This is a genomic window from Flagellimonas abyssi, assembly GCF_019457905.1.
Classification (GTDB): Bacteria; Bacteroidota; Bacteroidia; order Flavobacteriales; family Flavobacteriaceae; genus Flagellimonas; species Flagellimonas abyssi.
This window is the reverse complement of the sequence record NZ_JAHZSV010000007.1, coordinates 1-16,041: the sequence shown is the minus strand read 5'-3', so window position 1 is coordinate 16,041 and position 16,041 is coordinate 1. Positions and strand designations below refer to the sequence as shown.

At 42.6% G+C, this 16,041-nt stretch carries 12 protein-coding genes; 9 read left to right on the top strand and 3 right to left on the bottom strand.

The features are described from left to right. Positions 1–21 precede the first annotated feature (21 nt). Positions 22–1,017, top strand: coding sequence for a PorP/SprF family type IX secretion system membrane protein (locus K1F36_RS06520; protein ID WP_220113097.1), 996 nt, complete (start codon positions 22–24; stop codon positions 1,015–1,017). A 52-nt stretch (positions 1,018–1,069) separates the two neighbouring features. Here K1F36_RS06520 and K1F36_RS06515 read toward each other — a convergent pair whose 3' ends face one another. After that, on the bottom strand, positions 1,070–2,245 hold the full coding sequence (locus tag K1F36_RS06515; RefSeq protein WP_220113096.1) for a VWA domain-containing protein: 1,176 nt from the start codon (positions 2,243–2,245) through the stop codon (positions 1,070–1,072). Positions 2,246–2,442: 197 nt separating this feature from the next. On the opposite strand from K1F36_RS06515, the gene K1F36_RS06510 reads away from it, so the two are divergent. From K1F36_RS06510 to K1F36_RS06480, 7 genes are all read left to right on the top strand, one after another. Then, positions 2,443–4,656 (top strand): tetratricopeptide repeat-containing sensor histidine kinase, encoded by a 2,214-nt coding sequence (locus tag K1F36_RS06510; protein WP_220113095.1) that lies wholly within the window; start codon positions 2,443–2,445, stop codon positions 4,654–4,656. After that, positions 4,656–5,387 carry a LytR/AlgR family response regulator transcription factor gene (locus K1F36_RS06505; RefSeq protein ID WP_220113278.1) on the top strand — a complete coding sequence of 244 codons (732 nt, stop codon included), beginning with the start codon at positions 4,656–4,658 and terminating at the stop codon, positions 5,385–5,387. Before K1F36_RS06510 ends, K1F36_RS06505 begins: the two co-directional genes overlap by 1 nt. A 53-nt stretch (positions 5,388–5,440) precedes the next feature. Further along, entirely contained in the window at positions 5,441–5,956 is a 516-nt protein-coding gene (locus K1F36_RS06500; protein ID WP_220113094.1) for a gamma carbonic anhydrase family protein, read from the top strand. A gap of 63 nt (positions 5,957–6,019) precedes the next feature. After that, positions 6,020–6,904, top strand: coding sequence for an ACP S-malonyltransferase (gene fabD / locus K1F36_RS06495; RefSeq protein ID WP_220113093.1), 885 nt, complete (start codon positions 6,020–6,022; stop codon positions 6,902–6,904). 143 nt (positions 6,905–7,047) lie between these two features. Continuing rightward, on the top strand, positions 7,048–9,015 hold the full coding sequence (locus K1F36_RS06490) for a T9SS type B sorting domain-containing protein (RefSeq protein ID WP_220113092.1): 1,968 nt from the start codon (positions 7,048–7,050) through the stop codon (positions 9,013–9,015). A gap of 1 nt (position 9,016) precedes the next feature. Further along, complete coding sequence (locus K1F36_RS06485; RefSeq protein ID WP_220113091.1) at positions 9,017–10,009, top strand: PorP/SprF family type IX secretion system membrane protein; 993 nt, start codon at positions 9,017–9,019, stop codon at positions 10,007–10,009. Position 10,010: 1 nt separating this feature from the next. Beyond that, entirely contained in the window at positions 10,011–11,957 is a 1,947-nt protein-coding gene (locus tag K1F36_RS06480; RefSeq protein WP_220113090.1) for an OmpA family protein, read from the top strand. On the opposite strand, the gene K1F36_RS06475 is transcribed toward K1F36_RS06480, so the two are convergent. Both K1F36_RS06475 and K1F36_RS06470 read right to left on the bottom strand, forming a co-directional pair. Further along, complete coding sequence (locus K1F36_RS06475; RefSeq protein ID WP_220113089.1) at positions 11,958–13,202, bottom strand: NRAMP family divalent metal transporter; 1,245 nt, start codon at positions 13,200–13,202, stop codon at positions 11,958–11,960. A gap of 78 nt (positions 13,203–13,280) precedes the next feature. Further along, a complete protein-coding gene (locus K1F36_RS06470; protein ID WP_220113088.1) occupies positions 13,281–15,656 on the bottom strand; it encodes a S9 family peptidase in 2,376 nt (791 codons plus the stop codon). A gap of 209 nt (positions 15,657–15,865) precedes the next feature. Between K1F36_RS06470 and K1F36_RS06465 the strand changes: the two genes are divergently transcribed. After that, a partial coding sequence (locus K1F36_RS06465) for an FAD-binding protein (protein WP_220113277.1) occupies positions 15,866–16,041 on the top strand: 176 nt, incomplete at its 3' end.

The window sequence follows — 16,041 nt, the reverse complement described above, 5'->3', positions numbered from 1 at the left end:
ATCACTAGCCCCAACCGTCAGATGAGACGAATCTTAACCTCAATGTTTATAGCCTTGTTTTTTGGCTCCTTTGCCAAGGCCCAAGAAGGTATTCCCGTGTATTTCGATTACTTGGCGGACAATTACTATTTGGTGTATCCGTCCATGGCAGGTATTTCGGAAGGCACCAAAATTCGTCTTACGGCACGAAAGCAGTGGTTCAATGTGGACGAGGCGCCCAGTCTGCAAACACTGAACATTAATTCCCGAGTAGGGGAGCGCAGTGGAATAGGGGGCATACTCTTTAACGATTCCAATGGATATCATTCGCAGACTGGTTTTAAGGCAACTTATGCCCATCATTTACAATTGGCAGGTGATTTTAGGACACTCAACCAATTATCCTTTGGATTGAGTGCCGGTGTGATTCTCAGTAGTTTGGACGAAACTGAATTCAGGTCCGTAATTCCTGACCCAGTGGTTACTGGGGTAAAAAATACTACCAGTTATTTTAATGTCGACTTAGGGGCATCCTATAATTTGTTCGAGTTTTACGCACATGTCGCTGTCTTGAACCTTTTGGGAAGTGGGCGAGACCTCTACACTGCCGCGGAGTTTGATAACTTACGACGGTATTTGTTCTCTGTTGGTTATGTATTTGGAAGGACTACCCGAATAGAGCCTTCCATTTTGTTCCAAATGACGGATTTTACCAAAGAGAAGACCGTGGATTTGAACGCAAAGGTATATCGAGATGTGAGTTTTGGAACCGTTTGGGCCGGATTGTCCTACCGTCGTAGTTTTGATGGGGCACAATTTCAATCCAACGGGAATTTTGGGGAGCAGCGCCTGCAATTGTTCACTCCGATCATCGGGGTCAATGTGAACAAGTTTATGTTTTCCTACAACTATTCCTATCAGTCAGGGGACATTCGTTTTGATAATGGTGGCTTTCATCAAATCACTTTGGGATACGACTTTGGACAAAGCGATCAAGGCAAGCGCTACGACTGTTATTGTCCTGCGGCCAACAATTAAAAATGGCCCATCTTTTTGTGAAGGGCCATTTAAAACTCAAAAAGCGTCAATGTTATTTCTTGTCCCAAGTATAGTTTTTCTTGGAGGCTTGAGCCTTTATGGCGGATAGCATGGCATTCTCCAACTCTCCGGTTTCTTCCTTTTGATGCTCGGCAATGTAAACCTCACGTTTGGCATTGAGTTCCTGTATCTGTTTTTGGATTTCTTCCCGTTCCGCTTTCTTTTGCTTTACATAAGCCTTGATTTCACTTTCGGATTTTCCTCGAAGTTCTTCGGGCAGATCTTTTTGTGGCAGCTCCGCAATCAAGGATTCATCATCTTCGGCGGCATCTACAAGGTCCCATGTCGAGTTTTTGTACAATCTGGAACTTTTGCTTACTGCTCTTTTCACGGCGACCACCTCTTCCAGTTCGGCAGCATTGGCATCTTGTGCGTATTGAAGCTCCTTTTTTTGCCTGCCAACGGAACCGTAGGAAATATAGGTGCCGTTCAATTTGGAGTTCAATTTGATGATAACATCATCGTAGGGTGTGTTAATATGAACGACTTGCCTGTTATGGTCAATGGCCATGTATTCTCCACCGGTACGTGTGGCACCGTTCTTCCACATCGTGGAAATACCTTGCTCGTAATTGCCGCAAAAAATCGTATTTACGATAACATCCTTTTCCTTGGCATGGGTTGTAGCTTCTTTATAATCCAGTTTTCCTTGGGTAAAGGGTTCGTTCCCCGCGATAAATATCATTTTAAGGTCATCAGCATTCTTGCCCCAATCCAATTGTTTTAATGACGTATTGATAACCTGTCCGCAATATTCTTCGCCACCATTGGTGGTCAACGAAAAAAGTTTTTCTGAAATTTCGTCCAAATCATTACTAAAGCCTAGAACCTGACGTATGTACCCTTCCTGGAAAATAAGATTGTCATTCCCATATTCGTAAAGGGCAATTTGAAGGGATGGTCGCACATTGGTGCCACATTTGGCATGGGTAAACTCGTTGACAATGTCCCACAATTGTGCCTTTGCCTGATTGATAAGACCGTCCATACTGTTACTGGTATCCAACAATAGAGCAATTTTAACGTATTGCTCCGAAGGCTTTTCAGCAGTGGATTGCGTGACCAAAGTTGTTTTCTCTTTCGTGTGTGCATTAAGGTTGCAACCGTAACTTGTACCTGTCATAAATAACAGAAAAGCAGAGCCTAAAAAGTAATTCATATGTTTCATGATGCAATAATTTTAAAGTTGAGGTAAATGTATCGGCAACTTTGTTCAATTAAAATCGGGAATGAGTGACATGGCATTTCAAATGAGTGAAAGGAACCAATAACTTCGTAAGGTGGTAAAATAGAGGTGTTTTTTAGTGGATTTCGGTAGGTGGCCATTTTTTAAAATGCTTGGGAAGCAGTATGTTTACCTAACATATGACTCGCAATATTTACATATTACTATTGATTCTTTTCACCTCGTTGGGTTCTCTGGCGCAAGTGGGAAATGCACAGGGTCAAATGCAAATCAAAGGCTCTGTAAAGGGCAAGGAAAACTATGCCCCAATTTCTGGAGTTCGCGTATCCACCGATAAAGGAGCCTTTACCACTACAAATGCCTTGGGGGAGTTTATTATCAGGGCTTCCATAGGAGATATATTGATGGTTGAAAGCCCGGAACTGGAAACAGTGCGTTACCGTATCAAATCGGGTGAGGATGTGGATGTGTTGGTGGAAGGTTATTACGGTGGGGTTTCGAAAAAGCAAAAACGGGAGTCCATAAGTTCAAGGAGTTCCCTTGCAGACCATCAACGGTTTTTGGATTCTGCCAACGCTTACAAGAAAACCGATTTGGAAAAGAGCATCGATTTTATCGCACGCTCAATGGAATCTTTGGGCAGCTCAGGGAATAAAAATGAATTTTCCGCTTCGTTACGTACTTTGGGCGAAATCTATATGTTCCACGAACAGTACGATTTGGCCATCACCAATTTTAAGGATGCCTTGGCCGCACAGGAATCGAACAAGACCAAAATACTGTTGGGACGAGCTTATGTTCTAAATAAAAACTATGAAAGCGCCATCTCCATTCTAGAACCTCTGGTAACGGTAAGGAACATGGTGCCCTACCAGCGAATCGAACTTTTTGAAGCTTTAGGCGATGCCAATAAGGAATTGGGTAAATTGAAAGATGCCCAAGGGTATTATCAACAGGGTCTAGTTATCGCAGAAAAAAACCAAATCTCTCCCAAGGAAATCGACCTCAACTCTAAAATTGCGGATGTTTTTGCCAGTGAGGACAGAGTGATAGAGGCCGAAGGATTTTATCAAAATTCATTAAGCCTTTCAAAAGAAGTAGCGCCCGAACGCTTGATACAGGAAAGTGAAAAAGTAGCCGATTTCTACAATCAGAAAAGCCGATATGATGATGAGATCCAGTTGAGAAAAAGAAATCTGGATGAATTAAAGCAGATGCCAAGGTCCAGTGTGGCCTCAAGGGCACAGGGAATCAATACCCGGGATACCATAACCTCTCAGCGCATCAATTATAAAATTGCCAATGCCTATATCGCCCAGGACAAATTGGAGGAAGCAATTCCATATCTGGAAAAAAGTATCGTGGAAGCGGACAAGGATGATGACCTTGTGGTACAAAAGGACGCTACGCGAAAACTTTCTGAAGTCTACGGCTATAAAGGTGATTATGGCAAGGCCTTGGAGTCCTACCAAGATTATGTGGCCGTGGTGGATAGCCTTTACGTGCGCAAGGAACAGGAGATTTCGAGGGCGGCACGGTTTAATCGTGAGATTGCCAACACGCAAAACCGAATTTCCAGTTTGGAACAGGAAAGGGAGCTCAGTCAAAGCAAATATAGCCTTGCCGTAACGGAGCAACAATTGTACGAAGAGACCAGCAAGCGTCAAAAATGGATCATCTATTCCCTGATATTCGGAATTGCTCTGATGGCACTCACCGCATTCTTGTATTACAGGAGCAATAGACAGCAAAAATTGGCCAACAACCTTTTAGCGTTAAAGTCGCTTAGAACCCAAATGAACCCGCATTTTATTTTTAATGCGCTCAATTCGGTGAACAATTATATAGCCAAGAGCGATGAGCGGAGCGCCAACCGATTTTTAAGCGAGTTCTCCGTATTGATGCGTAGTGTACTCGAAAATTCTGAAGAAGATTTTATTCCATTGGCCAAGGAACTGGAGCTGTTGGAACTTTACATAAAATTGGAACATTCAAGGTTTTCCGACAAGTTTGATTACGAAATAGACGTGGATAAAAAAATAGATGTGGATGCCTTTCAAATCCCGCCCATGTTGCTTCAACCCTATATTGAAAATGCCATCTGGCATGGGTTGCGTTACAAGGAAGAAAAGGGTTCCCTCAAAATCAAAGTGCGACAAATCACGGAAGATATGCTCGAAATCTGTATCGAGGACGACGGTATTGGAAGAAAAATGTCCGCTGAATTGAAGACGGCCAATCAAAAGAAACAGAAATCAAAAGGCATGGGCAACATCAAAAAACGCATCCAGATTTTGAACGATATGTACAAAAACAAGGTTGATGTGTCCATTGCTGATTTGAACAGTGACCAAACGGGTACAAGGGTATCCCTAAAACTTAAAAAACAATGATGGAACTAAAGGCGGTCATTGTAGAAGATGAGGCGAACAGCCGCGAAATTCTTCGAAACTATTTGTCCAAATATTGTGAGAACATCACCTTGCTAGGGGAAGGCGCCACGATAGAGGAAGGATTGCAGCAAATTAAAAAGCACAATCCAGATTTGGTCTTTTTGGATGTGGAAATGCCCTTTGGCAATGCCTTCGACCTATTGGACCAAATCCCGGAACGTACTTTTGAGACCATTTTTGTGACGGCCTATAACCAGTACGCCATGGATGCACTCAATCATCATGCGGCCTATTATTTGATGAAGCCCATCAATATTGATGAGTTGATAAAGGCTGTCGAGTATGTGCGGGGCATCAAAGAAAAGGAAAATGCATTGGAGGGACAGGTACTGCAGGCCCGTTCTGTAAAGGCCGAGGGAAAAATAACACTGCCCCAGCAAGATGGTTTCCAAGTGCTTGATGTTGCCGATATCTATTTTTGCAAAGCAGATGATAACTATACAGAAATATATCTTGAGAAAAAGAAAATTGTAGTAAGCAAAACCCTCAAATATTTTGAAGAAGCCCTGCAATCCTATTCATTTGCTAGAATCCATAAATCCTATTTGGTGAATGTTGCCGAAGTGATGAAATATAAAAAGGGCAAAGGTGGCAGTGTGGTACTGTCAAATGGTAAGGAACTCTCCGTTTCGGCATCCAAAAAGGCAGACCTATTATCGTATTTTCAATAAATTGTCATATCGGCCCAAGTCAAGGACGATAAATAATATCAAAATATATCAACATGATCATAAAACCAGTAAGGGGTAAATCCCCAGTAATTGGAAAGGATTGCTTTATTGCAGAAAACGCAACCATTGTAGGCGAAGTAAGCATGGGCGACCAGTGCAGTGTTTGGTTCAATGCTGTAATCCGGGGCGATGTCCATTTTATAAAAATGGGAGATAAGGTGAATGTGCAGGACGGTGCGGTTATCCATTGTACCTACGAAAAATCCCCGACCACTATTGGGAATAATGTCTCTATAGGCCATAATGCTTTAGTACATGGTTGTACGATCAAGGACAATGTGCTGGTGGGTATGGGAAGCATTATTATGGATGACTGTGTGGTGGAGAGCAATTCCATTATTGCTGCAGGAGCGGTAGTTACCAAAGGGACACATGTGGAAGCGGGAAGTATTTATGCTGGAATGCCCGCCAAAAAGATAAAGGATATCAGCCCTGAACTGTCCAAAGGCGAGATAGACCGAATTGCCAACAACTATGTGAAATACTCCAGTTGGTTCAAAGAAGAATAGCAATCGAGCAAACGATAATTCGAATATTCCCTATTTTTGTCCCACTCAAAAGAATAGACAACTATGAACGCATATATTTTTCCAGGACAAGGTGCACAATTTGTAGGTATGGGCTTGGATCTTTACGAAAATCACTCCGAGGCACAGGAGCTGTTTGAAAAAGCCAATGAAATTCTTGGTTTTTCCATTACGGACATTATGTTCGAAGGTACTGCGGAAGACCTAAAACAGACCAAAGTGACCCAACCTGCCATTTTTTTGCACTCCGTAATCTTGAGCAAGGTGTTGGGCGATAGCTTTAAACCGGATATGGTGGCCGGGCACTCCTTGGGAGAATTCTCCGCCTTGGTGGCCAATGGCACCTTGAATTTTGAGGATGGTCTAAAATTGGTGTCGCAACGAGCCCTTGCCATGCAAAAAGCCTGTGAGATCCAGCCAAGTACCATGGCAGCCGTTTTGGGATTGGAAGATGAGGTAGTGGAGAAAATCTGCTCGGAAGTAGAAGGTATCGTGGTGCCTGCGAACTACAATTGCCCCGGACAATTGGTAATTTCCGGTGAGGTAGATGCGGTTAACGTAGCCTGTGAAAAAATGAAAGAAGCCGGGGCACGAAGAGCTTTGTTGTTGCCCGTTGGTGGCGCTTTCCATTCCCCATTGATGGAGCCTGCAAGAGAAGAATTGGCCGCTGCCATCGAAGCCACCGAGTTTAAGACGCCGAGCTGCCCTATTTATCAAAATGTGACCACGACGGCAGTATCCGACCCCATTGAAATTCAAAGGAATCTAATACTGCAATTGACAGCTCCCGTAAAATGGACGCAAAGCGTTCAGCAAATGGTAAAAGGAGGAGCTACATCCTTCGTGGAAGTAGGGCCGGGCAAGGTGTTGCAAGGATTGGTGAAAAAAATTCATGGAGATGCCGAAACCAGTTCGGCTGTGGTTTCTTAACTACGGAAAACAGTTCATCCGAATAAATTGAGATTTAAACTAATAGGCAAGGATGTTCCTTGCCTTTTTCGTAATATTGGTTCACCCAACTTACCAACTACACGCAGGCAAAAAGAACGTAACTGAAACGCACGCAATAAATAATGCAAGCTCGGCTAAAAACAACCTCATCAACACCATGTGCCGCTATGGGTCGTGGTCGTATTTTGATTATTCTTTTTCTACTATTGGGTATCGGTGTTGGCTTTGGGCAAACCGTTTCCATAACCGCAAGCGAACCTAATGCCAGCGAGGCAGGCCTTACTTCTGGTGAGTTTACTATTTCTGTAACAGGAGGTACAGCTTTAACAACTGTAGAAGTTTTCTTCGAAGTCGATGCTAGCAGCACGTCCACACCAGGAGTTGATTATACAACATTGTCATCGCCAGTGAGTGTTTTTATTCCCTTGTTGGGTGGAGGTAATGGTTCAGAGACATTGGACGTCGATGTATTGCAAGATGCTCTGGTGGAGTTTGATGAAACAGTGATTGTTAATCTACTGGAAGATGATGATTATGATTTGGCTCCTAATCCTGCAAACAGAACAGCTACGGTTACCATTGTAAGTGATGATGTCCCCGATGGTACCTGTACCAATTTGGCAGCCCCTAACTTAGATGCTACAGAGCCCACAGTGTTCTGCGAGGCCATATTTGTGGATTTGGACAATTATGTGAACAATGTGAACGGACCCGGGGGCACACAACTGGTGTGGTCCAGAAACCCTTCCCCGGATAACGTTGATGATCAAATTGACAGTAACATAGAAGATGGCTCCGGTGTATACTATGGATTCTATTACGATAATGCCAATGACTGCTACGGTGCCAGTTTAGAGCTGGAACTGGAAAGAAATTTTACCCCTACCATTATAGAGACCACTGCAGAACAGATTTGTGGCTCGGGAACATCTGTATTAACGGTTACAGCTGAGGTAGAGGACTTGAGCGCCATAACCTATAGCTGGTTCGATAGTTTGGATACAAATGCAAGTCCAATCGCAACAGGAAACACCTTTGAGACCGGAGAGTTAACGGAAACAACCTCTTTTTATGTTTCCGCAGCGTCCAATGAATGTGCTTCCGAAAGAGAAGAAGTTGTGGTTACCGTGAACAATGAACCTTTGGCCGGAGCTCCGATAGATGGATTGCCACTATGCAATATTTCCAGCGATGAAGGACTAAATAGTTTAGACTTAGATGACAGGCTTATAGGTCAAGACCCTGGGACTTGGACTATTATAACTGACCCCTCTAATGGGAATGTGACGATTGGTGCCGAAAATGTGGTAGATTTTACTGGTCTTCCCAGTGGCGATTATGTTTTTGAATATACCACGAATACCGTTGGAAATTGCACAGAAACAGCTTCGGCACAGATTACCATAACCGTACAAGATTGTATTTCCAATGAAGCGATTGATTTGGCCATAACAAAAACAGTAGAAGGCAGGTCTGCTTATTTGTTGGGAGAAGAAATAGTTTTTGTCATAAATGTGGAAAATGTAGATGAAAGTTTGGTGATGGATATTGTGGTCACTGATATGCTTGATGAAAATTTTGAATTTTTGAATGCGGAAGCAACCTTAGGGAACTATGATTCAGGTACTGGAGAATGGACCATCCCGGAAATGACCCCGACCGATTTAAATGAAACTCTGACCATAACAGTAAGGGCTATAGGTGCAGGGGATATTCCGAATACGGCAGCATTGGTATCCTCGGTGCCCGTGGATGGAAATACAGAGAACAACTCGGGGACTATTTCCGTGAACGTAAATCGAAGCCAATGTGTTTATCCAGGCACTATATGTAATATTTTTTCGCCCAATGGGGACGGGTACAATGATACCCTTACCTTGGTTGGCGACCACCTATTCCCCAATAATGCATTTGAAGTGTTCGACCGCTACGGCAATAGCGTTTTCCAAATGGATGGATATGATAGTTCTTGGGACGGAACAGGCAAGAATGGCGATTTGCCCAAGGGTACCTATTTCTATGTTCTGGACTTGAATGGAGACGGAACGGATGTGTTAAAAGGATGGATACAAATTGTAAGAGACAACTAAAATGCCAGATATAAAAAGTTTGTTGAAATACCGAATATCGTTGCTCACACTTTGCATGGCCCTTGGCTCCATATACGGGCAAAAGGAGCCGCAGTACACCCAGTACATGTACAATATAGGTAGTTTTAACCCTGCGTACGTAGGTACTGTGGAAAGCCCTGAAATAATCGGGTTGTACCGTTCGCAATGGATGGATATCGATGGAGCCCCTACAACCATTCGTGCAGGTGCCAATATCCCTTTTAAAAATGAGAAAATGGGATTGGGAGTCAATGTGGTGAACGATGTTCTAGGGCCATCCACACAAACATATTTTGATATTGCCTATTCCTATCAAATTCAATTATCTCAAGAAACCAAGCTCTCTTTTGGACTAAATGCAGGTGGGTCAATGCTAGATATAGATTATTCCAAAGGTAATTTTGAAAACCCATCGGACCCGTCAATATTAGGAGGTAAATACAATAGTTTTTATCCCACTGTGGGGGCAGGTCTTTTTATGTACCATGAAGAAGATTGGTACCTTGGGGTCTCAGTGCCCAACTTTTTGACCAATGCACTGTACAACAACGAAGTGGCCACCATTGTAGAAGATAATATGCAATTCAATGCCATTGGAGGATATGTGTTCAAATTGGGAGAACAGACCAAATTTAAGCCTGCATTTTTGGTAAATTACTTAGAAGGTTCCCCAGTGACGGTAAACTTATCGGCGAATTTTCAGTTTTTGGATGCTCTCACTATTGGAGGGTCGTATCGATTGGACAATGCCGTAAGCGGGTTGGCGGGACTTCAGATTTCAAATGCGATGTTCATAGGGTACGCGTACGATTATGCTACCAATGGTCTGGGTGAATACAGCGGTGGTTCCCATGAAGCAATCATCAAATTTTATATAGGCCGGGGCGGTTTTGGCTCCGGAAGCAATAGGTCCAAGGATAAAAAATCGAACGACAATAAAGGAAAGCAAATAGATTCCCCTAGATTTTTCTAACATGAGCCATGTAAAAAACATACAATTGACACTTTGGGCATGCCTACTGGGCACAGTGCTCAGTTTTGCTCAAAAAAGAAGTTCCCCAGGAGATGTTTTCTTTTTTCAGTACGAATATCAAAAGGCGGTCGATGCTTACGAGAAGCAACTTTCAAAAGGAGTTCTTACCAAGCAGCAGTTCCTTAATCTGGCTGATGCCTATTTTGAAACCGATAATTTTGATAAAGCATCCAAGACCTACATGGAAATCTTTGGAAAGGATTCTTTGATGGATGCCCACCATTACAACAAGATGCTTAGAAGCCTATCCCAGAATTCCAATACAGATGGAACGACTGAATTTTTAGCTAAAGTTTCGTCAAGTTTTCCTAAAGAATTGATGGAGAACATGGAGTTCAATAAGCAACTTTTGGAAAATGGTTCACAAGAAAATCAGTTGGAGTATGATATCTTCAATTTGAACGGAAATAGTCCCCAAACCGATTTTGCTCCAAGCTTTTATGACAACAAGCTTTTGTTTTCCAGTGGCCGCCAAGTCAATAAAAAATTGCGATATGAGCCAGGCAATGAGGGGTACTTTCATATTTACGAATCAAATATTCAGCCTACTGGCCTAGTTACCTCCGTACAGTTGTTCAAATCGTTGAAGGATACGGATTACCACGAAGCAACACCATTCTATTCATCAAAATTGAACAGTGTTTTTTATGTGCTGTCCAACACCGAGAATGGGGAACTTGCCTTTGATTCCAACGGAAAAAATGCCTTGGCAATTGCCAAACAGGCCATTGGGGGGTCATATCAGTTGCTGTTAAAAGATTTGAGTACTTCTTTCTATTATCCTTTTTATGATGATGCTAGCGGTAAGCTTTATTTTTCGGCTGATTTTGAAGATAGTTATGGCGGTACGGATATCTATTATGTGTACACCAATAATGGGCAAGTAATGTCGGCTCCAATCAATTTGGGACCGCGAATCAATTCACCCGGAAACGAGGTTGCCCCGTACATATTTGAGAACAGTCTTTATTTCGCGTCCGATGTGTTTTATGGTCTTGGTGGTATGGATATCTATAAATCCAACATAGAGGATGATGGTTTTGGGATTCCCATCAATTTGGGAGAACCCATCAACACCGAATTCGATGATTTTGGAATGATAATCCGTAACGAAGGGGATGGCTTGTTGGGCTATTTTGCATCCAACCGTAAGGGAGGTAAAGGAAAGGATGATATATACGGGTTTAAGGTGGATGAAAAACCAGGTCTCAAGACTATCACATTTAAAGGTGCTGTGGTAAACCAAAGCGGTTCATCCAAAACAGTTCCCAATGTAGAAATTGGTCTTTGGGACATGAACGGGGCTGTGTTGGCAAAAACTACTTCGGATGAAAATGGGGAATACCGTTTGGAAATTCCATACGAGAGCGAGTTGGTATTGGATGCATCCAAAGAGCGATATTCAAGATATATCAAGAAATTTGTCCAGGATGAATTAGATGCTTTACAGAATACCACTTTCGATATTCCCGTTTCACTTTATGATGATCTAGTGGAAGAAAGGGAAGGTCAAAAAGTAGTAAAATTGGATGACTTTTATTTTAATACCGGGTCCACACAACTGAATGACGGTATCAAACAGGAGCTTACCAAAGTTGTTGACTTTGTCAAAGCATTCCCAGATGCGCAACTACGAATTGAAACCTATACTGACAGTCGAGGAGGAAGCAGCACCAATTTTAAGCTTACACAAGCACGTTCCGATGCCATTAAAAAATATTTAGTGGAAAGTGGTGTGCCGGCCACAACTATTTTATATTCAATTGGCTATGGAGAAGATAAAATCTTGAATAATTGTACCAATGGAGTGTTCTGTTTGGAAACATTGCACAAAAAGAACCAACGTTCCTTGGTGGTGGTTCTCAACGATAATGTCCTGTTCGATTAATTAAATCAACAGTATCCAGCAATAGTACAAAGCGAACAGTGATAAAAAAAGCATTCCGCAGTACGTTAATATCCTGATTCCTATTTTTGGTTTGTGCTCTTCCGGCATATCCTTGCCTGTTACTGTTTTAAGATTCATCCATCCCAGTAATGGTGCAAAAACAAAGGATACAAATGTGGCCAAGGCCACGAGGTTTCCCATGTTGGCACTGAATAGACTTATCACGATCCAGTTGATCCAAGCCATGGCAACCACCATCAAAGCGAAGGTATGTTTGCCATTGTAGATGTTTTTTTTAGGATATAATTTTTGAAGAACATCGAGACTGACCCTGGAAATGGCATCATGGGCCGTCATACAGGTGCTGAACATGGTGGCGAATGCCGCAACGGCAATAAAAAAATAGGCCCACCTTCCGATATGGGTTGTAAAGAGACTTACCAGTTGGTCTGCAAAGATGACGGAGTTATTGCTGAGTTCCGTTCCGGTACCATACAGGGTCATCCAGCCAATGATCATAAAAAACAGGGCCAGAACCGCAGTCAAAATATATCCAACATTGAATTCTTGTAGTGCAAGTTTAAGAGATGGCTTGTTCTTCATGGTTTTTAAATTTTCCATGCCCCATAAACTTACCCATCCAGATGCTTCTACGGCTGTTGGCATCCATCCAACTAGCCCGATCAAAAATAAAATTCCGACCTCGTTGAAAATCTCAGGTCTTTGGTAAGATGCAGCATTAGGTACCGGACCTTTTTGTAACACCATAACAGTTGTTATCAAAAGAGCGATAAAGAGAATGGTTATTACAGCTTTTAAGGAGTTTTCCAGAAATCTATATTTCCCGATGATTAACAAAAGACTTATAAATACAAAAAGTCCAAATGCAATCGCCCCCGCTCCCAAGGAAGTTACCTCGAACAAGTTCATGAACAATCCAGCGGTCACAACATACAATGCCGCCAAAATGGTAAAGGTGGAAATCAACGTGACAAAGGCGTATATATACAAGTAGGTCTTTCCTAGATTGGTATACCCCTCTATCAAGCTTTTTTCCGTTACCGTGGTGTAGCGTATCCCAAATTCAAAAAAAGGATACTTGAGCAAATTGGCCAAAATAATGGGAATCACCATTACCCATCCATATTGGGCTCCCGCTTTGGTGGACAATACCAAATGTGAGGTGCCAATGGCCATGCTGGCGAACAATAGGCCAGGGCCAAGTGCTTTCAACAGTGCCTTCATGCAGCTTGTTTGTTAATTTTCAGGCAGGAAGATATGTTTTTTTGTTGAAATTTTTCAGTTTCCTGTGTTGACAGTCTTTTATTCTTTTCCTAAAAGTGATTTCTGGAACAGTTTAAAAATGCGGGTGTATTCATCCGTCCAACTACTAGGTTCCACAAAACCATGTCGCTCCACGGGGTAAACCGCCATTTCCCAGTTTTCCTTGCCAAGTTCAATCAATTTTTGTGAAAGGCGCACCATATCCTGAAAATGCACATTATCGTCCACCATACCGTGAAGAATCAAAAGATCACCCTGTAATCCATCGGCAAAATAGATAGGGGAGCTTCGTTTATAGGCCAAACTGTCGGTAGCCGGCGTGTTCAATATTCGAGCCGTGTAGCCATGGTTGTAAGCTGCCCAATCGCCCACGGAACGTATTGCCCCTCCGGCACTAAATGTTTCCGGCGCGTTGAACATTCCCATTAATGTGATAAACCCGCCATAGGAACCACCGTAGATTCCGATTTTGTCTGAATCAATACCGTATTTCTCCTTTAGCATATTGGCGCCGTCCACTTGGTCAGAAAGGTCCTTGCCACCCATGTGACGGTAAATTCCAGTCCGCCAATCTCTACCATATCCAGCGCTACCTCGGTAATCAATATCGAGTACGGTATAGCCATTGTCAACCAAAAGATTGTGGAACATATATTCCCTAAAATAAGAGCTCCACCATTTATGTGCATTTTGAAGATAGCCCGCACCATGTACAAAAATTACGGCTGCTTTGTTTTTTACAGATGCATCTGGTTGGTAGAGTCTGGCATGTACTTCCGCGCCATCGGATGCCTTAAAAGTTATGATTTCAGGGTCCTTCCAATCATAGGACTTAAATTCATCGGTATTGGAGTAAGTGATTTGTTCTGCTTCTGGATTTCCACCGACCTCCGCCGGGTTATCTTTGATAAACAATTCGGTAGGTTTATTGGAATAGGAATATAGAATCGCCATTTTTTTCTCATCGGGGGAAAGTGTAACATCATTTCCACCCGTCATGTTGGTCAATTGCTCCCATTTACCTCCGTTAAGTTTCATGGTGTAAAACTGTCTATCTCCAGGATGTGTTTTATTGGATGTAAAATACCATCTGTCCTTGTTTTTTGATAGAAAAGCATCGTAGATTTCAAAATCCCCAGAAGTAAGGGCATCCGTTTTTTTATTGTTGATGTTCACTGTGTATAAATGGGAGTAGCCAGTTTTTTCGGACATGAACCAGACCTTGTCCCCGCTGGGCATCCAGCCAAGTGAACCGCCGCGCCATCCGCCAATTCCTGGTCCTGCTATCCAAGCTTCATCATGCTGACGGTCCAGCTGCTCCACTTTTCCTGTTTTTGGGTCCAGCAATACAATCCAACGGTCTTTGTAATCATTGGCTTGGATATCCAATACAGCTTTTGTTCCGTTTGAATTCCATGTGGGGCCATTTATAGACCCAATACGGTTTTCATTTTTATATGTCTTGTCGGGATAATCTTTGGTGTATTCAGGAACATAGTCCAAACCTTCCAAATTGTCCAGGACCACGGGGTAGCTTTTACGATTTTTGATGTCATACACGAACATTTCAAATTCCGTAGGTTCGTCACCCACCTTGGAACGGGTGTTCTGGTCTTCTGTGTAACCTGATTCTGTTACAAAATGAGGCACAATGGTGCCTTTGGAATCAGATCTGTCCATCAATACATAAGTGATAAAGCTACCAGAAGGGTCAATTTCCAGATTGATTACCGGCTTGCCCTTGGTTTCAATTTCTAGGGGCTCCAAGGCTTCCAACTGACTGCTTATCTCTTCCCCTCTGTCATTTTTTGCCTTACGCTCCTGTAAAACATCGAATATTTCCAGTTGGTCCTGGTAAAGCCATTCATCTTTGGAATCACGTTGCGGTTCTTTGCTTTTGGATTTTACAAATCTGGTTTTTTGCTCAAGAAGACCGGAGGCAATGCTCCAAGTAAATAGCTCGTCATTTTTCTCAAAAGCGATGCTCTTGCCATTATCCGTAAAATGCGGACCACTTTCCCTAGCTTGTGTTTTGGTAATTGGTTTGGATTGATAGGTATTGAGGTCCAACAAGAAAATATCGCCGTTTTTTGAATAGACCGCTTGTGTTTTGTCTTGATTATAGGTCAATCGGGATGAGGGGAGTGAGTTGGCCGTTAAAAAATCAATTTTTTTGGTATCCTTGGTAGAAACGGAATAGGCATATAATGAATCGCTAAGGGCGCCGTCTGGATTCCAATCAAAATACAATATTTTGCTATCAGTGGCCCAATAAGCATTGGACGGTCTAGGGCCTACGAAGGCGTCACCTTGCATTATATCCTTGATCTGTAAAGAAGAAATGTTGCCCTTTTGTGCGGTTAATGAACCTAGGCCAATAAGAAGGAATACAAGGAAAGTAGAGGTTCTTAGCATGGTGGTAGAATTTTTTTTGATAAAGTTAGTTTGTCAAATATCGGTTATTTTGATGAGTTTATTGAACAGGAAACTCAAAGGAAAACTAGAAAACTCCTCGGTTTTATTCGTAGAAAAAGTATCTTTAAAACGAACAAAAGGTAACTAAGATTAAATCATTTCATTTAATTTTTTGAATTTCAATCAATTAAATTAAACCAAACCAACAAATGCAGATAATAGAGAATTCTACGGTGTACGATGCGATCATCGTGGGCTCTGGGGCCGGGGGCGGCATGTCGGCGAAGGTACTGTCGGAGGCCGGTCTAAAGGTGGCCGTCGTTGAGGCTGGCCCGTTCTTCGATCCAGCTAAGCCGGAGCACCAGACCCAGCTGAAGTGGTCGTA